Origin of the sequence: Stakelama marina (assembly GCF_018122655.1) — a bacterium.
Classification (GTDB): domain Bacteria; phylum Pseudomonadota; class Alphaproteobacteria; order Sphingomonadales; family Sphingomonadaceae; genus Sphingomonas; species Sphingomonas marina.
In genome coordinates this window covers 1-21,676 of sequence record NZ_JAGRQC010000005.1, presented here as the reverse complement: position 1 = coordinate 21,676, position 21,676 = coordinate 1, and the positions used below count along the sequence as shown (strand labels likewise).

The following is a 21,676-nucleotide window of genomic DNA, read 5'->3' as shown; positions in this document are numbered from 1 at the left end:
ACTCCAGCCTCGGCCGGAGGGAGGATGCCGTCAGGGCTGCGTCGCCAGCAGATAGGTCTGGCGCAGCGCGTCGATCGGCTTCAGCCCCCCTTCCGCCTCGTAATGCCAGAAGGTCCAGCCGTTGCAGGACGGTGCATTCTGGATGGTCGAACCAACCTTGTGAATCGATCCAGAAACCGCATCGCAGGTGAGCGATCCGTCGGCGCCGACCACCGCCTGCCAGCGGCGCTTGGTGTCGGTGAGGACGGTGCCCGGGGCGAGATAGCCGTTTTCGACGAGCTGGCCGAACGCGACGCGCGGCGGCTTCTTCGTATTCGCCTGCATCGTCTTCAATTGCGATTCGTCGAGCGGCAGCGCGGCGTCGATACGCTCCTGCGCCGCCTCGATATAATTGCCCTCGCGCTCGATGCCGATCCAGCGGCGGCCGAGCCGCTTGGCGACCGCCCCGGTGGTACCGGTGCCGAAGAACGGATCGAGGATCACGTCGCCCGGCTTCGACGCCGCGAGCATCACGCGGTATAGGAGCGCCTCGGGCTTTTGCGTCGGGTGGACCTTATGGCCGTCCTTTTTCAACCGCTCCGGCCCGCCGCAGATCGGGAATTCCCAGTCGGAGCGCATCTGCAGCTCGTCGTTCAGCGTCTTCATGCTGCGATAGTTGAAGGTGTATTTCGCCTTCTCGCCCATCGACGCCCAGATCAGCGTTTCGTGCGCGTTGGTGAAGCGCGTGCCGCGGAAATTGGGCATCGGGTTCGCCTTGCGCCAGACGATGTCGTTCAGGATCCAGAAGCCCGAATCCTGGATCGCGGTGCCGACGCGGAAGATGTTGTGATAGCTGCCGATCACCCAGATCGAGCCATTGTCCTTCAGGATGCGGCGCGCCTCGGCGAGCCAGGCCTTGGTGAAGGCGTCATAGGCGGCGAAGCTGTCGAACTTGTCCCAGGCATCGTTGACCGCATCGACCTGGCTTCCGTCGGGGCGGTTGAGATCGCCGCCGAGCTGGAGGTTATAGGGCGGATCGGCGAAGATCATATCGATCGATTTGGCCGGCAGCGACTTCATCGCCGCGATACAATCATCCTGAAGGATCGTGTCGAGCGGCAACGGCGCTGACGGCGCTTCCTTCGCCACGCGCGGCTTCGCTGCGACCTTTTCCAAAACCCCCATCACCCTTGCCCCTTCGTTTGAGAGCGGCGGATTTCTGCGGATTCTGCAGAGTCCGTCAAGCGAACAATGGTTAACGGCAAGGCGTTAAGAAAGGTTAACGTCCGGAACATCATGGCATCCGGGAAGATGTTGAGTCCGAAAGTTATCCACAGGCACAAGGGATGGGGTGTGGCGCGAAAGACTCACTTTCACGTGCGTCGACATAATGCCGCAGCCATGCAGTTACTGCCGGGACCGAACCACCAAAGGCGGAGGTTGGATACCTTGCTCAAGCGGCAGTTCCGCCTGCGCGACCGGCGCGAAGCTGCGGCGGTGCAGGGGGCTCGGGCCGTGTTCGCGCAGCGCCTTCAGATGGTGCGGGCAGCCATAGCCCTTGTTCGAATGCCAGCCATAATGCGGATGCGCTTCGGCGTGGCGAATCATGATCGTGTCGCGCGTGTGCTTGGCGATGATCGAGGCGGCGGCGATGCACATCGCCTGCGCGTCGCCACCGACGATCGCCGTCGCCGGGTAGCTCCAGCGCGGAAGGCGGTTGCCGTCGACCAGCACATGCCCCGGCGGGCACCCCAGCGCCTCGACCGCGAGCGTCATCGCCTTCATCGTCGCCCAATAGATGTTGAGCCGGTCGATCTCGTCGGGTTCGACGATGCCGACGCCGACGACCGCGCGCTCGCGGATGCGCTCGTATAGCGTGGCGCGGGTGGTCGCGGTCAGCTTCTTCGAATCGTCGAGCCCGCGTGGGCAGTTGCGTGTCGGCAAGATGACGGCTGCGGCGACGACCGGCCCGGCAAGCGGCCCGCGCCCCGCTTCGTCCACGCCGCAAACGGGTGCGGGATAGAGCTTTTCATGTTTACGGCTAGGCATGGTCGCGCACCACTATCGTGTCGCGGCATGCGGTAAAAGTCCGGCTACGCATCGGGATCGCCCTCGGCGAGCCGCCAGGGCGGATAGCGGCGCATTTCGCCCGCCTGATACAGGCAGACCATGTTCCCCGCCGGATCGCACAGCCTTGCCTCGCGCCAGCCCCATTTCTGGTCGGTCGGATCGCTATCGAATTTCAGGCCGAGCAATTTGAGCGTCTCGACTGTCACGTCCAGATCGCCGCATTCCAGATAGACGACCGGCTCGCCCGCCATCTCGCCGCGCGCTTCGATCGACAGCGTCGCGCCACCTTCCGATTCGAAGCGGGCATAGCGCGGCGGGGTGCGCACGATCTGTTTCAGGCCGAGCAACCGGTAGAAATGTTCGCTCGCCGCGAAATCGTCGGCCGGCACCGTCACCTGGTTGAGCATCGGCGACCAGCGCGTCTGGCCGAGGTCGAGGCGCACCGACTGCTGCCCCATCGGCCCCGATGCGGCACCCAGCCCCGGCGCCTCGCGCAGCGCCAGCCGGACGAAGCTCCGCCCGCGATCGATGGCATCGGCGAGCGACCAGTCCTTGGCAAGCTCGGTCGCCACCGCGCTCGACAGCGTGCAGCCGGTGCCGTGCGTCTGGTCGGTGTCGATTCGCGGATCGCTCCATTCGACGAGCGGCGGCAGATCGGGATGCGCGTTGAACAGCCGGTCGGTGATCGTGTGGCCATCGCCGTGCCCGCCCTTGACGAGCACCGCGCGACCGCAACGCTCGGCAAGCGCCGCGCCTGCCTTGACCTGCGCCGCGCGCGTCGCGACGCCCCGGTCGGTCAGCGCTTCGAGTTCGGGCAGATTGGGCGTCGTCAGCGTCGCCAGCGCCATCAGCCGTTCGAACGCCGCGATTGTCGGCGTGTCCGCCAGCGCCGCCCCGCTCGTCGCCACCATTACCGGATCGAACACAATCGGCATGTCGGGCAGCGCCGCCAGCTTGTCGGCAAGCGCATGTGCCGTCCGCGCCGAACCAATCATGCCGATCTTGATCGCATCGACGCCGATATCGTCGATCACCGAATCGATCTGCGCCATCACCATGTCGGTCGGGATAGCGTGTACCGCCTGCACGCCCCGCGTGTTCTGCGCGGTGATCGCGGTGACCGCCGTCATCGCGTGCCCGCCGAGCATCGTCACCGTCTTGATGTCGGCCTGGATGCCGGCCCCACCGCCCGAATCGGACCCCGCGACGATCAGGATGCGCGGAACGCTCATGCCCGCACCCGGAAGTTAGCGAAGTTTACACCACGCCCCCCCTCGCCCCGCCTTCCCGCGGCACCCCGGACGGCGCGGTCATTGGTCAGCAAGGCACGGCACGGGATCGGCATGGGCAAGACTGTGCCACCGCATTCCCAACATTTACAGAGGGAAGGGTTTTAAGGCGCGCGATCTTTCGTGCGCTGGCTATGCCGCCGCCGCCCGCACCGCCTCGCAGATGCGATCGACGACCGTTTCGACCTGCGCCTTGTCGTCGCCTTCGGCCATCACCCGGATAACGGGTTCGGTGCCCGATGCGCGGATGACGAGGCGGCCGGTGCCGTTCAGTTCCTCCTCCGCCTTGGCGATCACGTCCTTCACCTTGCCGTCGTCGAGCGGTTTGCCGCCGTCGAAGCGGACATTCTTCAGGAGCTGCGGCACCGGTTCGAACCGGTTGAGAACCTCGCTGGCCGGGGCGCCCGCGCGAACAACCTCGGCGAGGATCTGAAGCGCCGCGATCAGCCCGTCACCCGTCGTCGCATAGTCCGACAGGATGATATGCCCCGATTGCTCGCCGCCGACATTGAACCCGCTCGCGCGCATCTTCTCGAGCACATAGCGGTCGCCGACCTTGGTGCGGACGAGGTTCAGCCCCTGCGCGCCGAGATGGCGCTCGAGCCCCAGATTGGACATTACCGTGGCAACCAGCCCGCCACCGTTCAGCCGCCCCTCGCGCGCCCAGCCGCCGGCAATCGCCGCCATCAGCTGGTCGCCATCGACGACATGGCCGCGTTCGTCGGCGACGATCAGCCGGTCGGCATCGCCGTCGAGCGCGATGCCGATCGCGGCGCCGTGCGCGACAACGGTCTCGCACAGCGTATCGGGCGCGGTCGAGCCGACCCGGTCGTTGATATTCTTGCCGTTGGGGCTGACGCCGACCGTCACGACCTCCGCCCCCAGTTCCCACAGCGCCGACGGCGCCACCTGATAGGCCGCGCCATTGGCGCAATCGACGACGATCTTGAGCCCGTCGAGCGTCAGATCTTCCGGAAAGGTCATCTTGGCGGCGTGGATATACCGCCCGCGCGCATCCTCCACCCGGCGCGCCCGACCGATATCGGCGGCGGGGGCGAGCGGCACCTCGCCGTCGATCAGCGCCTCGATCGCCTCCTCATCGGCATCGGACAGCTTGAACCCGTCGGGGCCGAACAGCTTGATCCCGTTATCGGCGAAGGGGTTGTGACTGGCCGAAATCATCACGCCCAGATCGGCGCGCATCGAATGCGTCAGCATCGCGACGGCGGGTGTCGGCATCGGCCCCACCTGCACCACGTCCATGCCCACGCTGGTAAAACCGGCGACGAGCGCGTTTTCGATCATATAGCCCGAAAGCCGCGTGTCCTTGCCGATCACGACGCGGTGGCGGTGATCGCCGCGCCGGAAATGCGCGCCTGCGGCCATGCCGACCTTCATCGCCATCGCGGCGGTCATCGGCAGACGGTTGGTAACCCCACGAATGCCATCGGTGCCAAAATATTTTCTTGCCATCCCTGCTCTCGTCTTCACGCTACGCGACACGTCGAAGCCGTTGATAACGACCAAAGGTAAAAAGAGCGAGCATGTCCCGAGCCACCCGCATTCTGATCGCCCTGATTGCCGGGCTGGCCGTCGGCATCGGCGCCGCCGCACTCGCCCCCGACACGGCGGTCGCATGGTCGGCCTATATCAAGCCGGTCGGCACCGCCTGGCTCAACGCTCTCCAGATGACGATCGTGCCGCTCGTCGTCTCGCTGCTCGTCACCGGGATCGGCGCGACGGCAAAGGCCGCGCGTGCGAGCCGGCTGGCAACGCGGTCGATCCTGATCTTCATCGCGCTCCTTTGGACATCGTCGATCCTCGGTGCGCTGCTTACGCCGATCGCGCTCCACTGGTTCCCGCTCGCCGGCGATGCAGCGGCGGCGCTGCGCGACACCTTCGCCGCGGCGAAGCCGGTCGGGCCGATTCCACCATTTTCCGAATTTCTCCAGGCGATGATCCCGACCAACCCGGTCGAGGCGGCCGCCAACAGCAGCTTCCTGCCGCTCATCGTCTTCACCACCGTCTTCGCCTTCGCGGTAACGCAATTGCCCGAAAACCAGCGCGAACGCCTTACCGGCTTCTTCCAGGCGCTTGCCGATGCGATGCTGATCGTCATCAACTGGGTGCTGTGGATCGGCCCGATCGGCGTGTTCGCGCTCGCCTATGTCGTCGGCGCGCGTGCCGGCACGTCGGCGTTCGGCGCGCTGGTTCACTATATCCTGATCGTGGCGGGTGTCGGTGCGGTGGTCTCGCTCATCGCCTATCCGCTCGCGTTTTTCTTCGGCCGCGTGCCGCTGGGCCGCTTCGCCCGCGCGGTCGCGCCGTCGCAGGCGGTCGCCGCCTCGACCCAGTCGTCGATCGCCTCGCTTCCCGAAATGCTGCGCAGCACCGAAAAGGTCGGCCTGCATGTCGCCAGTTCGGGCGTCGTCCTGCCGATGGCGGTCGCGATCTTCCGCTTTACGGGTCCGGTGATGAACATCGCCGTCGCAATCTATGTCGCGCATGTCTTCGGCATCCATCTGGGTCCCGCCCAGCTTGCCGCCGGGGTCGCCGCCGCGGCGATCACGACGATGGGCGCGGTCGGCCTGCCCGGACAGGTCAGCTTCATCAGCTCGATCGCGCCGATCGCGGTGGCGATGGGCGTGCCGATCGCGCCGCTCGCGCTGCTCGTCGCGGTGGAGACGATGCCCGACATCATCCGCACCATCGGCAACGTGATGATGGACGTCGCGGTGACCGCCGTCATCGTCGATGAAGAAGGCGAGGCGCCCGAGAGCGCGGCCGACGCGCTGCTCGCCGCCGACTAGCCGCGCCCGCCCGCTATTTCAGCAGCACCAGTTCCTCGGCCATGCTCGGGTGCAGCGCGACGGTCTGGTCGAACTGGTCCTTGGTCAGCCCCGCCTTCACCGCGACCGCGGCCGCCTGCAGAATTTCGGGCGCATCGGGGCCGATCATGTGCAGCCCGACGACCTTCCCGTTCGCGCCGTCGCACACCATCTTGTAGAGCGCGCGCTCGTTCCGTTCGGCCAGCACGTTCTTCATTGCACGAAAATCGGAGGTGTAGACCTTTACCGATCCCAGCTTTTCCTTCGCCTCGCTCTCGGTCATGCCGACGCCGGCCATCGGCGGATGGCTGAATACCGCGCTCGGGATGCAGTCATAATCGACCGTGGTGGGCTTGTCGCCGAACACCGTATCGGCGAAGGCCTGCCCCTCGCGGATGGCGACCGGCGTCAACTGGACGCGGTTGGTGACGTCGCCGACCGCATAGATGCTGTCGCAGGTTGAACGATTCTGGGCATCGACCTTCACCGCGCCCTTTTCGTCGATCTCCACACCGGCATTTTCCAGCCCCAGGCCTTCGGTATTGGGCACGCGGCCGGTCGCGAACAGAACGCAATCGACGGTGATCGGGTCGTGCCCCATCATCTCGACGGTCAGCGATCCGTCATCGCCCCTGCTGATGTCGCGGAATTCGGCGTGAAAGCGGAAGTCGATGCCCTTGGTCATCGAAATCTGGAGCAGGCGGTCGCGGATCGATTCGTCATAGCCGCGCAGGATCACGTCGGTCCGGTTGATGAGCGTCACCTTCGTCCCGAATTCCTGAAAGATGCCGGCGAATTCGTTGGCGATATAGCCTGCGCCGGCGATCAGGATGCGCTTCGGCAGCGTGTCGAGATGAAATATCTCGTTCGACGTGATGCCATGCTCGTGCCCCGGGCAGCTCGGGATATGCGGTCGCGCGCCCGTCGCGATCAGGATCGTCTTCGCGCTCACCTCGCGCCCATCGGCCAGCTTCACCGAATGCGGTCCGAAAACGGTCGCGCGGCTGTGGATGATCTCGACGCCGTGGTTGGTCAGCGTCTGCTTGTACGCATTGTTCAGCCGGTCGACCTCGCCCAGCACATTGTCGCGCAGCCGCTGCCAGTCGAACGCGCATTGATCGGGCACCTCCCAGCCGAAGCGCGCGGCATCGCGCAGATCCTCGGCGAAATGCGCGCCATAGACGAGCAATTTTTTCGGCACGCAGCCGCGAATGACGCAGGTGCCGCCGACACGGTGTTCCTCGGCAATCGCGACCTTCGCCCCGTGCGCCGCCGAAATACGCGCAGCCCGCACGCCGCCCGAGCCCGCACCGATGACGAAAAGATCATAGTCGTAGGAAGGCATGTACGTCTCCGGAATGCTGGTCAGTCGTCGCCAAAGGAGCGTGCGAGCAGATCGTTGGTCGAAGCATCGAAGTCGAGGTCGCCCTCGCCTGCCGCCTTGGCCATTTCCTTGCCGAGCTCGACGCCGAACTGGTCGAACGGATTGATGCCGAGCAGCACTGCGTTCACGAAGGTGCGGTGTTCGTAGAACGCTATGAGTGCGCCGAGTGTGCGCGGGTCGAGCGTGTCGAGAAGCAGCGTCGAGGATGGCCGGTCGCCGGGATAGGCGCGTGCCGCATCGGCATTTTCACGCCCCTTCATCAGCGCGGCGCCTTGTGCAAAGGCGTTGAGCAGCAGCTGACGGTGATGATCAGGGTCGAGCGCGTCGCCCGGCTCGACCGCCGCTACGAATTCGACGGGCACCAGATGCGTGCCCTGGTGGAGAAGCTGGAACACCGCATGCTGCGCATCGGTGCCGACACCGCCCCAGGTGATCGGCGCGCTCGGCCGGTCGAGCTTCTCGCCCTCGGCGGTCACGCCCTTGCCGTTCGATTCCATTTCGAGCTGCTGGAGATAATCGGGCAGCAGCCGCAGCCGTTCGTCATAGGCGAACACCGCGCGCGTCTCGCAGCCGCGGACCTGCGTGTAATACAGGTCTGCGAACGCCGCGAGCACCGGTGCGTTGGCGTTCAGATCGGTAAACCGGAAATGGCGGTCCATCTCGGCCGCGCCTTCGAGCAGTTCCTCGAACACGTCCCAGCCAAGGCCCAGCGCGGCGGGAAAACCGATCGACGACCACAGCGAATACCGCCCGCCGACGCTTTCCGAAAATGGCAGGATACGCGTTTCGTCGACGCCCCAGTCGACCGCCTTGTCGGGCGATGCGGTCAGCGCCACCACCTTGCCATAGGGATCGGCAACGCCGCCGTGGCGCATCCACGAAATCGCGCTGTTCGCGTTCAGCATCGTCTCGGTCGTGGTAAAGGTCTTCGATGCGACGACGAGCAGCGTCGCCTGCGGATCGAACCTGGCAAACGCCTCTTCCAGCGCGACGCCATCGACGTTCGAGACGATCGCGACATCGTACCGGTCGCTGTCGCGTCCCAGCGCATCGACGAGCAGATCCGGCCCCAGCGCCGATCCGCCAATGCCGACATGGAGGATATGGCGTATGGGACCGAGCGCATCGGCCTCTATCGCATCGATGAGCGCGCGCATCCGGGCATGGAAGCTTTTGGCGAGATCGACGCTGTCCGATGCGCCCTCGCCGCGTTCGGCGGTGTGTTCGGCGGCCCGGCCCTCGGTCACGTTGACGGTTTCGCCGGCGAACAGCGCATCGCGTTTTTCGGCGAGGCCCGCCGCATCGGCGCGCGCGATGAAGGCGTCGATCGCATCGGCGGTCAGATGCGTCTTGGCCCAGTCGAAATGGATGCCCGCGACATCGAGACTCAGCAGCGACACGCGGTTCGCATCGTCCGCGAAAAGCTCCGCGAGCGGCTTGCGCTCCAGCTTCTCGATTGCCGACCAGTCGCCGTTCGCCATGTCATTCTCCTGTCGAGCCAAGGGGTGCCGGCGCTTCCCTAACGTCGCGCGGCCGGCCTTGCCAGCGGTAACGCGCGGCTTGACGGCTTGGGTTCCGCGCAGCAGAGCATTGGCGCATGGCAGACAGTGCAGATCCCGCCGCGCCCAGCGCATCGGCAAAACCGGCCAAGCCGCATTCGGAAGCGCGCGACACCGCGTGGTTCGTCGTCAAGCTGGTGCTGATCGTCTTCATCATCCGCAGCTTCATCATCTCGCCCTTCGTCATCCCGTCGGGGTCGATGCTGCCGCGCCTGCTGATCGGCGATTACATCTTCATCACCAAGTGGAATTACGGCTATTCGAAATATTCGCTGCCGTTCAGCATGCCGCTGATTCCCGGGCGGATACTTCCCGGCACGCCCAAGCGCGGCGACGTGGTGGTGTTCAAGGCGCCGCCCGCCAACAAGGAGGACTGGATCAAGCGCGTCATCGGCCTGCCGGGCGATACCGTGCAGGTCAGGAACGGCCAGGTCATCCTCAACGGCAAGCCGATCCCCAAGGTCCGCATCGCCGATTTCACGCTGCCGGTGACGCCCAATTTCTCGTGCGAGCCGGTCTTCCAGCGAATCGAAAACGGCAAGACGATCTGCCACTATCCGCAGTACCGCGAGACACTGCCCAGCGGGTACAGCTACAAGGTGCTCGATCTCGGCAACCAGCCGATCGCAGACGACACGCAGGTCTATACCGTGCCCGCCGGCCATGTCTTCCTGATGGGCGACAACCGCGACAATAGCGAGGACAGCCGCTTTCCGCAGGTAGAGGGCGAAGGTATCGGCTTCGTGCCGATCAAGAATCTCGAGGGCAAGGCGGTGGTCAACTTCTGGTCGACCGACGGCACGGCGAGCTGGGTGTTGCCCTGGACGTGGTTCTCCGCGACGCGCTGGAACCGGATCGGGGAGGGTTTTTGAACGACCCCGATCTGCGCGACTGGCTGGAGGCGACGTTCGGTTGCGCACCGAGCGACCGCGACCGGTTCGAGCGTGCGCTTACCCATGGCAGCCAGGGCAAGGCCAATTACGAACGGCTCGAATTTCTCGGCGACCGCGTGCTGGGGCTCATCATCGCCGAATGGCTGTTCGAACGCTTTCGCAACGAACCCGAAGGGTCGCTTTCGCGCCGCCTGAACGTACTCGTATCGGGCGCGACCTGCGCCGAAATCGCGCGCGAGGCAGGCGTCGTGCCGCATCTCAGGCTGGGCAAGCAGGCGCGCGACGACGGCGCCGCGCACAGCGACAATGTTCTCGGCGACGTGATGGAGGCGCTGCTCGGCGCGCTCTATCTCGAAGCGGGGCTGGACAAGGTGCGCGACTTCGTCCGCAGCGCGTGGGGCGACCGCATCGATGCGCAGACGCGCGCGCCCACCCACCCCAAGTCCGGGCTTCAGGAATGGGCCGCCGCGCACAATCGCCGCCCGCCCGAATATAGCGTCGTCGATCGCTCCGGCCCGCACCATGCGCCGCATTTCACGGTCCGCGTTGCCATCGGCAAGCTCGCCGAAGCGACCGGCAAGGGCACGTCGAAACAGGAAGCGGAAACCGCGGCGGCCAAGGCGCTGCTCGCGCAACTCGAGGCGACAAGCAAAGCCAAATCGGGCTAAGGGCGCTGCAATGACCGAATCGACCGAAACCCGCTGCGGCCTCGTCGCCGTCGTCGGCGCCCCCAATGCCGGCAAATCGACGCTCGTGAACCATCTCGTCGGCCAGAAGGTCGCGATCGTCAGTCCCAAGGCGCAGACGACGCGAACACGGCTGATGGGCATCGCCATCGAGGACGATACGCAAATCCTGCTCGTCGATACGCCCGGCATCTTCGATCCGCGCCGCCGGCTCGACCGCGCGATGGTCGCTGCCGCATGGGGCGGTGCCGAAGGAGCCGATGCGATCGCGTTCGTCGTCGATGCCAAGGGTGGCCTCGGCCCCAAGGTGCTCCCGATCGCGGAGGCGCTCGCCGAACGGCGCGAGCCCAAGATCCTCGTCCTTAACAAGGTCGATATCGCCGACAAGCCGCGCCTGCTCGGCCATGCCGCAAAACTCAACGAACAGTTCGCCTTCGACGAAACCTTCTTCGTCAGCGCGACGACCGGCGACGGCGTGCCCGAACTCAAATCGGCGCTCGCCTCGCGCATGCCGGCAGGGCCGTGGCATTTCCCGGCGGATCAGGTGTCGGACGCGACCGACCGCATGCTCGCTGCCGAGATCACGCGCGAGCAGCTGTATCTGCAGCTCCACGCCGAACTTCCCTATGCCAGCGCGATCGAGACCGAACGCTACAAGGAGCGCGAGGACGGATCGGTCGAAATCCACCAGCAGATCCTCGTCGAGCGCGAAAGCCAGCGCGCGATCATCCTCGGCAAGGGCGGGCAGCGGATCAAGGAAATCGGCGCCACCGCGCGCGCCGAACTGCAAAAGCTGATGGGCGCGCGCGTCCACCTCTATCTGCACGTCAAGGTAAAGCCCGGCTGGGAAGACGATCGCGGCCTCTATCAGGAAATCGGCCTCGACTGGGCGGACTGAAGCCGTCTCCGGCTCGCCCCCGTCTGCACTTTCTCCGCGAAAAACCGACCACGTCGTCATCCTGAACTCGTTTCAGGGTCCACCGTGCCGCTTGGCGCGGTTCCCGACAATCGACGCCCGCGCCAGACCCGCAGCGGATGCCGAAACGACTTCGGCATGACGGTTCACGGCCGGCCCAGAACCTCCTCGACCCATTCGGGCACGAGCACGCCCGCCGGCCCCATCCGGCTCTCGGCGAAGAAGATGCTCCCGCCAGACGGCTCCAGATTGAGCTCGAGCGTGTCGGCGCCGTGACGGCGCGCGCTCTGGACGAAGCCCGCCGCCGGATACACCGCGCCCGACGTCCCGATCGACACGAACAGATCGGCGTCGGCAAGCGCGTGTTCGATCCTTTCCATATGATACGGAATCTCGCCGAAGAACACGATGTCGGGACGCAGCATCGCCTCGCCACAGGCATCGCAATCGCGGCCGGGTGCAAGCGCTCCCTGCCAGTGCCGCCGCCCGCCGCAATTGGCGCATAGTGCCGAGCGCAACTCGCCGTGCATGTGCAGCAGCCGCTTCGCCCCGGCGCGCTCGTGAAGGTCATCGACATTCTGCGTGACGATCAGCAGCTCGCCCCGCCATTCGGCGTCGAGCCGCGCCAGCGCGTGGTGCGCTGCATTGGGTTCGACCGTAGCCAGCCCGGCACGCCGCTCGTCATAGAAGCGGTGCACCGTTTCGGGATCGCGCGCCAGCGCCTCGGGCGTGCAGACATCCTCGACACGGTGCCCCTCCCACAGCCCGCCAGGGCCGCGAAAGGTCGCGACACCGCTTTCGGCGGAGATGCCGGCACCGGTCAGGACGACGATATTGCGTAGCTCGCGCACACCCCCAACATAGGTGCGACAATCGGGCTGGGAAGCCCTGTCCCGCCGGCGTCGTTTCGCCTATGATCGATGCCTGGCGAATAACTTGGGGAAAGCGAGTCGATGACGGCAATCGGTATCTTCGGACATCTCGGCCGCATGGGTACCGCGATTGCCGATGTCATTCCCGACGCGGGGGCGAAGTTCGCCGGCGGGATCGACCATGGCGGCGATCCGCAAGCACTTGCGCGCGACTGTGACGTGCTGGTCGATTTTTCCGCACCCGGCGCGATCGAGGCGCATCTCGACGCCGCAGAGGCGACAGGCACGCCAATCGTCATCGGTACGACGGGCCTGTCATCGGCGCACCATGAGCGGATCGACGCAGCCGCCCGGGCCATTCCCGTGCTCCAGACGGGCAACACCTCGCTCGGCATCGCGATGCTCGCCGCGCTGGTGCGCGAGGCGGCGGCCCGGCTCGATGAGGATTGGGACATCGAACTCACCGAGATGCACCACCGCGAAAAGGTCGATGCCCCCTCCGGCACCGCGCTGATGCTCGGCGAAGCGGCGGCCGGGGGCCGCGGCACCACGCTCGCCGACGCCAGCGTCATCGGCCGCGCCGGGCTGACGGGCGCCAGGGCGCGCGGGACGATCGGCTTCGCCTCGCTGCGCGGCGGTACGGTGGCCGGCGATCACAGCGTCGTCTTCGCCGGCGACGGAGAACGCATCACGCTGTCGCACCATGCCGAAAGCCGCACCATCTTCGCCCGCGGCGCGGTGCGCGCGGCGCTGTGGCTCGCGAAGCAGGGGCCCGGCCGCTACACGATGGACCAGGTACTCGGGCTTTGAAAAAGGCGGACATCGTCGAGTTCTATTCGCGGCTGGCAGAGGAAAATCCGCACCCCGAAACAGAGCTTGAATCGGTCAACGACTATACGCTGCTCGTCGCCGTGGTGCTGTCGGCGCAGGCGACCGATGCCGGCGTCAACCGCGCGACGAAAGAGCTGTTCCAGCAGGTCGATACGCCCGAAAAGATGGTCGCGCTCGGCGAGGACGGGCTGAAGGATCACATCAAGACGATCGGCCTGTTCAACACCAAGGCAAAGAATGTCATCGCGCTTTCCAAAGCGCTGATCGCCGAGCATGACGGCAAGGTTCCCGCCGACCGCGATGCGCTGCAACAGCTGCCCGGCGTCGGTCGCAAAACCGCGAATGTGGTGATGAACGTCGCCTTCGGTCAGGAAACCTTCGCGGTCGACACGCACATCTTCCGCATCTGCAACCGTACCGGCCTGGCACCCGGCAAGACGCCGCACGCGGTGGAGCTGAAGCTCGACAAGGCCACGCCGCAACCGTTCCGGCTGCACGCGCATCACTGGCTGATCCTGCACGGCCGCTATGTCTGCAAGGCGCGCAAACCCGAATGCTGGCGCTGCATCGTCGCCGACCTTTGCGCGTTCAAGAAGAAGACGCCGGCGCCGGAGGAAAAGGCTGCCAGGTGACGGTCGGGCCACGCAATATCGCCAAACGCTTCAAACGGGCTGGCGCAGCCCTTCGACCGATGCTAAGCGCGAGCGCCACGCACCCGTAGCTCAGCTGGATAGAGCGCTGCCCTCCGAAGGCAGAGGTCACAGGTTCGAATCCTGTCGGGTGCGCCAGCTTTTCCGCCAATTTTTTGGAACCGCCCGCTTCGGGTTCCGGTGCGTTTCCGGTGAAACGCGGTGGAACATGCGAAATCGGGGCGGCTGCGGCCGCGATTGCGCCGCCAGCCGACTGGCAGCTATTGGGTCACGATACAGCTTAAGCGGACACCCGTTTCGGCGGCATTCGAAGTCGGGAAGAACCACAAGCAGCCATTCAGGCCCGCCGCCGCGTCCCAACTTCCGTCATTTTTCAGGTTCCAGCCTGGCGGCTGCCCGCGAACTCTTGCGTCGCCCTTGGGTCCGCCGATCTTCGGAGCGCATCTCGTAAAAGCCTGCCGGGCAGCGAACCTTCCTCCGTGATGGGCGTTAAGGTTGTGGTCACCGCCATTGCATATGGTGGTCACACTCGCCATAATCGCGACTCAGGTGGAGACGACGATGCCAAAGAAAACGCTCGAGCAAGTCGCGGAAGACGAGACCATTCACAAGCTTGCGCCAATCGCCGAGTTCGTCGAGATCAACGTCGGCCACCGGCTCAACCTCGACCATGACCGCCGCATGCCGGGTGACATGAGCCTCAAGAAGGTCTGGGGTGTCAAGGAGGCTAGGACGCAGCTACCGACTCTGCTGCGCGAGGCCTCGGCGGGCGAGATCCATTTTGTCACCGCCGGCAACGGTGCGACCATCGTCATTATGAGTGCTAAGAATCTGGCTGATGCGATGACCACCCTTGAGGACCGCCGCGGGCTGACGTTGGCCGACGCAGTCTCACGCCTGCCATATGCCCCGACTGAGCTGAAGTCACCCGCACGGCGACATCGGCCGCCCGAACGCGGACTCCTCCGCCGCGCGCGGCTCGTCGAACAGGCATGACTGTCCGCTATTTGGCGGCGACCGATTATCTGCTCGACCATCTTGTGACCGGTGGCGCTGGCATGTCTCCGGTCCAACTGGCAGACCTGGCAGTAAGCGCGGTGTCGCTCGAGCGGATTCTCGCCGATATCGAACTCGACGCGGAGCTCTCGGCCTCCGAGCGCAGCAAATGGCGCACCAACCTCGCGAACTTCCGCAAGTTGCTGGTCCAGTCAGGGGGGCAAATGCCCGCGGTGTCGGGTGAAGCACTGGAGCATTGGGGTAAGGTCCTCCTTCTCAACCTGCAGCACGATTATGGCTACGGTCCGGAAGAGATGTCCGCAGAAGAGCGGCTGGTTGTGGCCACCGCGGCTGACCTAGGCCTGATCTACCTAACTCCGCGCCGTCAGTGGAACGACACGCTGCGAGAAGACTACGGTCTTGCGATTGAGGAATCATGAGGCGACCGACCAAGTTACCGTCTGGCGTAAAGACGATGCCGAAGCCAGAGCCGTGGCGAGTGCTTGCGCTCTCTGGGGGCGGTTATCGCGGACTGTTCTCAGCCGAGGTTCTTGCGCGGCTTGAATGTGCCATCGGACCGACGTTCATGGCCGGGGTTCGGCTCTTTGCCGGCACGTCGGTGGGCGGGTTGGTTGCGGCTGGTCTCGCCATCGGCCGCTCCCCAGCAGCGATGCGTGACGCCATACTCGAGCATGGGCCCGCGATCTTCGACGACCGCATCAAGGTTGGTCGGATGACGATAGCGCGCAAACCCAAAGGCCATCTCGGCGGGCTGCTCAAGTCCAAGTTCAAAGCAAAGGCACTCGAAGCGGCGATCGATGCTATACTAGGCGGCGACAAGGAGCTGAGGGTCGCCGATGTTCCCCGTCCACTTGTGCTGGTCGCCACCTGTGCCACGAGCATGGCACCCTTCCTTATGTCATCGCTCCGGCCTGGAACGCCTGGCGCGGACTTGCCGTTGCGCGTGGCGTTACGCGCGACCGCAGCGGCGCCCGGCTACTTCCCAGCCGTCGATCTGAATCTGCGAACACTGGTGGATGGCGGGCTAGTCGCGAACGCGCCTGAGCTCGTCGGCTGCGCCGAATTGGCCGCGTTGCGCGGCGTGGAGCAGCCAGACTTCCGCATCCTCTCGATCGGCACTGCCGCGCCGGATGCGGGCGCAGCGCCGTCGCTGATCGGCCGCCGCGGGCTCGCCGCTTGGCTGAAAGGCGACCTGGTGCCGATGACCCTTGACGCGCAGGAAAAGCTCGTCACCGCCCAGGCGGCCGCGCTGTTTGGTCGTAATTATTTGCGGGTTAATGCGACACCGGCTCCCGCGCAAGGCGAGGTGCTGGCACTTGATCTCGCGACCGAAGAGGCGACACGGACCCTGCTGTTCCTGGCCGAGGAGGCAACCGCGCCTAGCGCCGTCGACGCGACAAGAGAACTATTCGGCCTGCGCTGAGCCAAGCTTGGCGCATTAAGGTGCCCGTACAAGCGGCAAATCGTCGCCGGTAAGCACGCGATAGCAAGGACCTACAAGCGGTCATTAGAACCGCTTTCGCACCCGAGGACTTATCGCCGTCGTGGAACGCCAGCGGCAAGCGCTATATCTGCACGGACTCCGTGTTCATCGCTTTCTCTGACAAGAACGACGAGGGGGATCTGATCGAGGAGCTGAAGCCCGCACTTGCGGCTTCGGCACCGGAGCCCTCCCGCCTGATCCATGCAAAGCTGCGGGCGGAAATGGCCGAGATGGGAATGGTCGCGCAGCGCACGGCGCTCGAGGACAAGCCCGCGCTGGCGCACTGGTATAAGCGCCTCGTCGAGGCCGACGGCTCGATGCGCAAGTGAATTGTCGCCGACAGCGTGTCGAGCCACATCGAGCAGCTTCTCGCCGGAATCCTTCCCGTCGTGCAGGGCGTCGCCGGTCGGCTGGTGGACCAAAAGCAGTCAGGCCGCCTTCCCCCCCAATCTTGTTCGGGGCCCTGACCTCGACGAACGTCTGCTTTCACAACTTGCGGCTGGCTCGGTGAACGACCGCAACTGGGGCGCAATGCGGCCATCGACCGGGGCCAGCAGGGCCTCCTCAGTGCCGGTCGCGTCCACCTTTCAGTCCTGGACGGGACCAAACGCCAACGGCGCCAGCGCGATGATTTCGTCTATGATCTGTTCGGTGACCTCGAGAGCGAGCGGATAGTCGCCCGGCTCGTCGATCGCGTAGAGATCCGAAATGGCCGGTCTGTGGTGGCCGAGCATGTATTTGCCCTCGATCCATCCGGTCCGCCCGAGACGGTCGCGGCCAAGTTGCGCCATGGAGCGCCGGATGACCTTCAAACCGGCTTCACGGTCGCCCGGTAGCGCGAGAGCACCCTGCATCGCTTCGAACGCCTGCCGAACCGAGGAAACCGTGACGAAATAGCCTTTGGTTTCGTTGAGCAGCGGCGCAACTTGGCGGGCGATCGGAACGACGGGACGATACTTGCGCGTTTGGGCACGGCCACGCGGGTTGAGATTGAGCCGGCGGCGGTGCGAATCCCATTGACCCCTTCTGGGGTCTGTCGAGACATCGTGCGCTGCGTCCGGCCGCGCCCAAGTGGCGACGCTGATCTGCAAAAATCGCAGGAGTTGGCGGCGCCCTGCGATGCGCTTCGTATAGGCCTTGTCGCTTTCACCATCCTTGCGGGCGGGCTCGGTGCAATAGCGGAACATCTTCGCAAGCTCTTGAACCGAGGCCCGATAGGTTGGTGTATGGCTAACCTCGGCGGCCTTCTTCGGTTTGAACTGCGCGCCTTTAAGCGTGTGGCCCTTCTGCTTCGCGAAATTGACGACAGCTGCGAGCTGTCGAACGCTGGCCTCGACGGTGCCCGGCGCCCGTTCGCGGGTTGAACCGTTACCCTGCTCGACTGGAATAAGAATGTTCCATTCGCGGAAATCCTCTATCCAGTCCTCATCGATCTCGTTGCACTGCGTCGCGACCAGACTATTGTCGGTGAGGTAGTTTACGATGTGGCCCAGGCGGGGTCGGATGGCACCGATGCTTGTCCGCCCCTTCCGGGCTTCGAGATAGGCCTCGATCGCTTCGGTGACGAGGTAGTTATCGGCGCCGTTCAGCGGCTGGCCGCATGTGGGGCAGATAGCCTTACCCTTCTCGCTGGCGAGGTATATCGCGTCTAGCTGGCGCTCGGCGTCTTCACGGCACGCCGTGCCCGTTGAGCGGCTTCGGACACGGCGCTTTTCGGCATCATACCATTCGACCTGGAGGTATGGGGTGCGGAGCGTCCCATCCTTTCGCCTGTCATAGACGAGCCGATACTTTCCCCGCTCGTAGACGATGGGGTCATCCTTCTTTCGCATGCTTTCCTCTGTTCTTCTGCTGCGGCGGTGAGCAGGTTCAGTCCGATGCCAACCGCATTCATCCTGTCGATGTCCTCGGCTTCGAGCCGAATTCCCTTTTGGATTTCAGACGCGCGCGACCATCGGCGCGCGATTTCTGAGAGTGTTTTCATTTTCCATCCTTTCGCCGCAGCCGAACCGACCGAAGCCACGACCTGTTTTGGAACGCCAACTTCCGCTAAAGTGCAAACGTGCCCCATTTGCTGACAAAGGCAGGAAGGTTCAGATGCCGCGCAACGCCGAAACGGTTTTTTTTACGAGCTGAGCTTTCAGCCGGGGTCGGCACAACAATCGCAACGAAAAGAAAGGCCTGTCGACTTTCGCAAGGCGGACTTGCGCGAAAGGCGGGCGTGGATCATCGCACGGTTGCCAGAATCGAACGCGGACAGCGTCCGTCTGCGGAAACACTCCTGTTGATTGCCACCGCGTTGGGGGTCGAAATCTATGACCTGTGCCCCCGGTGGGGCACGGTCGTAATGGCGCGAGAGGCCGGGATTGCGTCTCTCGGCTTAGGCTTGAGGGACGCAAGGCTTCGAGCGGGCGTCACGTTGGCGCAGGCACTGAGGCTGCCGGCGTCAGTTCTGCGACACTGTCGCGGTTTGAGCGGGGAATGTCCGTTATCCCGCGCCGTATCGCTGCTAGAGGAGGCCAAGGTTCGCAGGATTACGACGAGCCTGTAATTACGAATGAAGCATTGGCAACGCTTCTAGGCTTCAGCTCGGCCGAGGCGTTGACTCAGAAATGCGAAGAATATCGGTCGATCCTATAGGGCCCGCTCCCCTGACAGGTGTATGAAAAGCGACTGTGCACGCACGGCGCCACGCCATCTGGAGCGAGCGTTGCCGCGCCCAACTTCCGCACCACCGGTCGTTCCGGCTGCCGTGGCGATAATCGTTCCGCCAGTGGCGAGCCGTGACAATCAGATGCGCGTGCGGCGCGACGATCCATCCGCCGTCTGCTTCAATGGAGTGCACCGCCCAGGCGACCGCCGCGCCGCGGCGGATCAGCTCGCGTGTCGCGAAACCGGTCACGAGCGAGCGCCATGCAGTGGCTGGCAGTCGGTCCGGAATCTGCATCATCACATGCCATGCAGAGACTGCGGTGGGATCTTCGGTGGCGGCGGTCGCTGCGTCGGCGTTCTGCCAGATGCGATACGGTTCGGCTGCCCAAGAGGGCGCACTCGCTGGCAGGAGCAGACCGGCACCGCGAAGTTCGAACCGTCGCTCCGCGAAACTCGACGGCATCGACCCGAACCGATCCATAGGCGATGCATCACGCCAGATATACGCCACATTGCAATGTGCGGTTCGATACGCCGGGCGTCGCGACGACCATCGCCATGCCTCGGATATCGGCCTGATCTTGAAATCCGGGGCATCGTCGTCATTCGCAAGCATCCCCCATTTGCGCCGGACCGCATCAACGTCTTCCTTTGTGACGTGCATATCTTTCTCCGTTTCGGTGCCGGCCGGATCGACCGGCACCGTTATCACTGTTGACTAAAAGAGTGCTCAGGCCGCGGCGGCCGCGAGTGCCTCGTTCGTATCGACCGAGGCTTCAAGGCTTGCGCCACGCTCGAGCAGGCGGCCGCCTTCGAGGCGAACAGAACCGAGTTGTTCGGCGGCCCTCAGCCAGCGCCGTCGCGCGACGGCGATGCCGCGCGGTCGACGCTTCGCCGCCGGAGGCTTGCGCGCCGTCAGCGCGTGGCGTTCGCCGATCCGCCAAGCGACGCCGTCGCCGAGAAGCTGAAGGGGTGCCGTTTCGCTCGCTGCATAGGGCTCGCAGCCGGTAATGATTTCAACGGTGTCGGTGCGCCGGATCGCGAGCGAGAGGCTCGTTGGTTCCTCGGTCTCGAGATCAAGGTGCACCACCACAAGATCCTGGCCTAGATCGCTGGCCATTCGTTGCAGCTGACGACGTAGGACCGCGTCGATCGGACCTGCCGCAAGGAACGCGGTCGGATTCGAAATTGGACGATGACGCGGGTAGCCGAGCAGAACACGCAGGGTGAAGACAAGCGCCTGACGGCGCTGGATGACGTTGGAGAAGCTCATTTCATTTCCTTTTAATGTGCGCGACGCCGCACGGATGCGGACCTCTTTTGCCGCTCCGTTCCGGACGTCGAATTGTGATGATGGTGATGTGGAAGCGGGCGCCGCTCACCCGGCGTGACGGTTGAACCAATCGATGTCGGACAGGCTGGGCCGGATTGCCGGATGGATCGCTTTTAGGGCTTCGATTTCGCCCCCGACGTCGTTTTGCCTGACATCAATCGACCACACGCGTTCGCGCGCGTTCCAGCGATAGTGGCGCGCCTTGAGGTCGTCCTTCACACTAAACGGCGCGGCGTTCGCCGCAATGCGGCATTCGAGCGCGCGACCACGGTCGACGAGGTGCGCGGCGATGGTCCGGCCATCCGGGGCAGGCATCGAGATGAGCACAGCAAGTGCCCATGCATCAATCGCTGCGCGATGGGCCTTATAGAACAGTCCGAACTCGGTGAGCAGCGCGGACTGGCTCCGACCCTCGTATCCGGCCGCCCTCCAATCGTAATCAAGGCGGGCGCAGATCCAGGGGTGACGCAGCCCGGTAAACCGGCGCTGCATGTGCGGGCCGTCGAATTTCGCGTTGAATGCGACTAGGGCATCGACGTCGGAAAGCTCATGCGCGAGGAGCTCTTCGTCGAACGATTGGCCGGCTAGTTCGGCATCGGTGATGCCGGTGATCGTCCCGATATCGTCGGCGAGCGGCTCGCCGGGATTCTCCACCATCACTAACGGTGGCGCGATGCTGGCGAGTTACCCGTCGACCAGCGAGATCTTGGTGATCGCGATCTCGATGACCTTGGCATCGTCGCCTAGGCCGGTCGTCTCGATGTCGACGACGCCAAGCACGATGTCCGGCCCGGCGGCCGGCGTCGGTACGCACCACATTTCTTCGATGGAGGGCAGGCGCCGTAGCGCCCGGAAGTTATTCGCGTCAGCCTCGAGCTGGCGAGCATATCGATTGAGGATGGGATCGCCATCCTGGCTGTAGGGAACCATCTTCGGTCTCCGATGCCGGGGACGGCCGGCGCCGGAAGGACCGGATCAGGGTCTTTTTCCGCTCAATGCGATCCTTCGACCGACAGGCGAGAAGCCCTGTCCCAGCGCCGCCCGAAGGGCTGGCGCAACCCAAGGCCCGCCGGAGCGAGCCGCCCCGAGCCGCTGGAGCGGCGACACGACCGTTGCTTCGCAGGTCATGCCTGGAGGCCCCGAACCGGGGCCGAGCCAATCCGCAAGGCGGGCGCTGTAGTTGTTACGTGCGAAGCGCGTAATAACTACAGCGCCTGATGTAGTTTTGGGCGGA

The 21,676-nt window shown here is 64.7% G+C and carries 23 protein-coding genes and 1 tRNA gene; 12 read left to right on the top strand and 12 right to left on the bottom strand.

Going from position 1 to position 21,676, the window contains the following annotated elements:
* Positions 1-30 precede the first annotated feature (30 nt).
* From J7S20_RS15275 to glmM, 4 genes are all read right to left on the bottom strand, one after another.
* The gene (locus J7S20_RS15275) at positions 31-1,164 is read right to left on the bottom strand and encodes a site-specific DNA-methyltransferase (protein WP_284055117.1); all 1,134 of its coding nucleotides are present in this window, start codon (positions 1,162-1,164) and stop codon (positions 31-33) included.
* Positions 1,165-1,386: 222 nt separating this feature from the next.
* A complete protein-coding gene (gene rnhB, locus J7S20_RS15270) occupies positions 1,387-2,028 on the bottom strand; it encodes a ribonuclease HII (RefSeq protein WP_284055116.1) in 642 nt (213 codons plus the stop codon).
* 44 nt (positions 2,029-2,072) lie between these two features.
* Positions 2,073-3,281 carry a bifunctional hydroxymethylpyrimidine kinase/phosphomethylpyrimidine kinase gene (gene thiD / locus J7S20_RS15265; RefSeq protein ID WP_284055115.1) on the bottom strand — a complete coding sequence of 403 codons (1,209 nt, stop codon included), beginning with the start codon at positions 3,279-3,281 and terminating at the stop codon, positions 2,073-2,075.
* A gap of 189 nt (positions 3,282-3,470) precedes the next feature.
* Positions 3,471-4,811: a phosphoglucosamine mutase gene (gene glmM, locus J7S20_RS15260; RefSeq protein ID WP_284055114.1), complete on the bottom strand. Its 1,341-nt coding sequence runs from the start codon at positions 4,809-4,811 to the stop codon at positions 3,471-3,473.
* A 71-nt stretch (positions 4,812-4,882) separates the two neighbouring features.
* Between glmM and J7S20_RS15255 the strand changes: the two genes are divergently transcribed.
* Entirely contained in the window at positions 4,883-6,148 is a 1,266-nt protein-coding gene (locus tag J7S20_RS15255; protein WP_284055113.1) for a dicarboxylate/amino acid:cation symporter, read from the top strand.
* A 13-nt stretch (positions 6,149-6,161) separates the two neighbouring features.
* Here the strand turns inward: J7S20_RS15255 and gor are convergent, their stop codons facing one another.
* Together gor and pgi are read right to left on the bottom strand one after the other, a co-directional pair.
* Positions 6,162-7,511: a glutathione-disulfide reductase gene (gene gor, locus J7S20_RS15250; RefSeq protein WP_284055112.1), complete on the bottom strand. Its 1,350-nt coding sequence runs from the start codon at positions 7,509-7,511 to the stop codon at positions 6,162-6,164.
* Between the two features lie 20 nt (positions 7,512-7,531).
* Positions 7,532-9,031 (bottom strand): glucose-6-phosphate isomerase, encoded by a 1,500-nt coding sequence (pgi, locus tag J7S20_RS15245; RefSeq protein ID WP_284055111.1) that lies wholly within the window; start codon positions 9,029-9,031, stop codon positions 7,532-7,534.
* Between the two features lie 116 nt (positions 9,032-9,147).
* Between pgi and lepB the strand changes: the two genes are divergently transcribed.
* The 3 genes from lepB to era are packed head-to-tail and all read left to right on the top strand — an operon-like array spanning position 9,148 to position 11,586.
* Complete coding sequence (lepB, locus tag J7S20_RS15240; RefSeq protein WP_284055110.1) at positions 9,148-9,981, top strand: signal peptidase I; 834 nt, start codon at positions 9,148-9,150, stop codon at positions 9,979-9,981.
* A complete protein-coding gene (gene rnc / locus J7S20_RS15235; protein WP_430980958.1) occupies positions 9,978-10,670 on the top strand; it encodes a ribonuclease III in 693 nt (230 codons plus the stop codon). Before lepB ends, rnc begins: the two co-directional genes overlap by 4 nt.
* Before the next feature lie 10 nt (positions 10,671-10,680).
* Positions 10,681-11,586: a GTPase Era gene (era, locus tag J7S20_RS15230; protein ID WP_284055109.1), complete on the top strand. Its 906-nt coding sequence runs from the start codon at positions 10,681-10,683 to the stop codon at positions 11,584-11,586.
* A gap of 164 nt (positions 11,587-11,750) precedes the next feature.
* Here era and J7S20_RS15225 read toward each other — a convergent pair whose 3' ends face one another.
* Entirely contained in the window at positions 11,751-12,455 is a 705-nt protein-coding gene (locus J7S20_RS15225) for an NAD-dependent deacylase (protein ID WP_284055108.1), read from the bottom strand.
* Between the two features lie 102 nt (positions 12,456-12,557).
* Here J7S20_RS15225 and dapB point away from each other — a divergent pair, with 102 nt between their 5' ends.
* The 7 genes from dapB to J7S20_RS15190 all read left to right on the top strand — a co-directional run bounded on the left by dapB (position 12,558) and on the right by J7S20_RS15190 (position 16,786).
* On the top strand, positions 12,558-13,286 hold the full coding sequence (dapB, locus tag J7S20_RS15220) for a 4-hydroxy-tetrahydrodipicolinate reductase (protein ID WP_284055107.1): 729 nt from the start codon (positions 12,558-12,560) through the stop codon (positions 13,284-13,286).
* Positions 13,283-13,939, top strand: a complete 657-nt coding sequence (nth, locus tag J7S20_RS15215; protein ID WP_284055106.1) for an endonuclease III — start codon at positions 13,283-13,285, stop codon at positions 13,937-13,939. Before dapB ends, nth begins: the two co-directional genes overlap by 4 nt.
* A gap of 79 nt (positions 13,940-14,018) precedes the next feature.
* Positions 14,019-14,095: transfer RNA gene (locus J7S20_RS15210), tRNA-Arg, on the top strand.
* A gap of 411 nt (positions 14,096-14,506) precedes the next feature.
* A complete protein-coding gene (locus J7S20_RS15205) occupies positions 14,507-14,953 on the top strand; it encodes a hypothetical protein (protein WP_284055105.1) in 447 nt (148 codons plus the stop codon).
* Positions 14,950-15,393 carry a hypothetical protein gene (locus J7S20_RS15200; protein ID WP_284055104.1) on the top strand — a complete coding sequence of 148 codons (444 nt, stop codon included), beginning with the start codon at positions 14,950-14,952 and terminating at the stop codon, positions 15,391-15,393. The genes J7S20_RS15205 and J7S20_RS15200 overlap by 4 nt, the downstream gene beginning before the upstream one ends.
* Positions 15,390-16,397 carry a patatin-like phospholipase family protein gene (locus tag J7S20_RS15195; protein ID WP_347709244.1) on the top strand — a complete coding sequence of 336 codons (1,008 nt, stop codon included), beginning with the start codon at positions 15,390-15,392 and terminating at the stop codon, positions 16,395-16,397. Before J7S20_RS15200 ends, J7S20_RS15195 begins: the two co-directional genes overlap by 4 nt.
* Positions 16,398-16,558: 161 nt before the next feature.
* Entirely contained in the window at positions 16,559-16,786 is a 228-nt protein-coding gene (locus J7S20_RS15190; protein ID WP_284055102.1) for a hypothetical protein, read from the top strand.
* Between the two features lie 258 nt (positions 16,787-17,044).
* On the opposite strand, the gene J7S20_RS15185 is transcribed toward J7S20_RS15190, so the two are convergent.
* Positions 17,045-18,289 (bottom strand): hypothetical protein, encoded by a 1,245-nt coding sequence (locus J7S20_RS15185; RefSeq protein ID WP_284055101.1) that lies wholly within the window; start codon positions 18,287-18,289, stop codon positions 17,045-17,047.
* A gap of 230 nt (positions 18,290-18,519) precedes the next feature.
* Between J7S20_RS15185 and J7S20_RS16375 the strand changes: the two genes are divergently transcribed.
* A complete protein-coding gene (locus tag J7S20_RS16375) occupies positions 18,520-19,008 on the top strand; it encodes a helix-turn-helix domain-containing protein (protein WP_430980957.1) in 489 nt (162 codons plus the stop codon).
* A gap of 33 nt (positions 19,009-19,041) precedes the next feature.
* On the opposite strand, the gene J7S20_RS15180 is transcribed toward J7S20_RS16375, so the two are convergent.
* The 4 genes from J7S20_RS15180 to J7S20_RS15165 form a co-directional block, all read right to left on the bottom strand.
* Entirely contained in the window at positions 19,042-19,812 is a 771-nt protein-coding gene (locus tag J7S20_RS15180; RefSeq protein WP_284055100.1) for a MobA/MobL family protein, read from the bottom strand.
* 27 nt (positions 19,813-19,839) lie between these two features.
* A complete protein-coding gene (locus J7S20_RS15175; RefSeq protein WP_284055099.1) occupies positions 19,840-20,382 on the bottom strand; it encodes a hypothetical protein in 543 nt (180 codons plus the stop codon).
* Between the two features lie 105 nt (positions 20,383-20,487).
* On the bottom strand, positions 20,488-21,099 hold the full coding sequence (locus J7S20_RS15170; RefSeq protein ID WP_284055098.1) for a hypothetical protein: 612 nt from the start codon (positions 21,097-21,099) through the stop codon (positions 20,488-20,490).
* A 27-nt stretch (positions 21,100-21,126) separates the two neighbouring features.
* On the bottom strand, positions 21,127-21,372 hold the full coding sequence (locus J7S20_RS15165; RefSeq protein WP_284055097.1) for a hypothetical protein: 246 nt from the start codon (positions 21,370-21,372) through the stop codon (positions 21,127-21,129).
* Between the last annotated feature and the right edge of the window lie 304 nt (positions 21,373-21,676).

Coding starts and splice junctions, on each gene's coding strand:
- J7S20_RS15200 (WP_284055104.1), top strand. CDS start 14,950: ATGACTGTCCGCTATTTGGCGGCGACCGATTATCTGCTCGACCATCTT.
- thiD (WP_284055115.1), bottom strand. CDS start 3,281: ATGAGCGTTCCGCGCATCCTGATCGTCGCGGGGTCCGATTCGGGCGGT.
- J7S20_RS15185 (WP_284055101.1), bottom strand. CDS start 18,289: ATGCGAAAGAAGGATGACCCCATCGTCTACGAGCGGGGAAAGTATCGG.
- J7S20_RS15275 (WP_284055117.1), bottom strand. CDS start 1,164: ATGGGGGTTTTGGAAAAGGTCGCAGCGAAGCCGCGCGTGGCGAAGGAA.
- lepB (WP_284055110.1), top strand. CDS start 9,148: ATGGCAGACAGTGCAGATCCCGCCGCGCCCAGCGCATCGGCAAAACCG.
- J7S20_RS15255 (WP_284055113.1), top strand. CDS start 4,883: ATGTCCCGAGCCACCCGCATTCTGATCGCCCTGATTGCCGGGCTGGCC.
- dapB (WP_284055107.1), top strand. CDS start 12,558: ATGACGGCAATCGGTATCTTCGGACATCTCGGCCGCATGGGTACCGCG.
- rnhB (WP_284055116.1), bottom strand. CDS start 2,028: ATGCCTAGCCGTAAACATGAAAAGCTCTATCCCGCACCCGTTTGCGGC.
- J7S20_RS15175 (WP_284055099.1), bottom strand. CDS start 20,382: ATGAGCTTCTCCAACGTCATCCAGCGCCGTCAGGCGCTTGTCTTCACC.
- glmM (WP_284055114.1), bottom strand. CDS start 4,811: ATGGCAAGAAAATATTTTGGCACCGATGGCATTCGTGGGGTTACCAAC.
- gor (WP_284055112.1), bottom strand. CDS start 7,511: ATGCCTTCCTACGACTATGATCTTTTCGTCATCGGTGCGGGCTCGGGC.
- pgi (WP_284055111.1), bottom strand. CDS start 9,031: ATGGCGAACGGCGACTGGTCGGCAATCGAGAAGCTGGAGCGCAAGCCG.
- J7S20_RS15195 (WP_347709244.1), top strand. CDS start 15,390: ATGAGGCGACCGACCAAGTTACCGTCTGGCGTAAAGACGATGCCGAAG.
- J7S20_RS15170 (WP_284055098.1), bottom strand. CDS start 21,099: ATGGTGGAGAATCCCGGCGAGCCGCTCGCCGACGATATCGGGACGATC.
- J7S20_RS15165 (WP_284055097.1), bottom strand. CDS start 21,372: ATGGTTCCCTACAGCCAGGATGGCGATCCCATCCTCAATCGATATGCT.
- era (WP_284055109.1), top strand. CDS start 10,681: ATGACCGAATCGACCGAAACCCGCTGCGGCCTCGTCGCCGTCGTCGGC.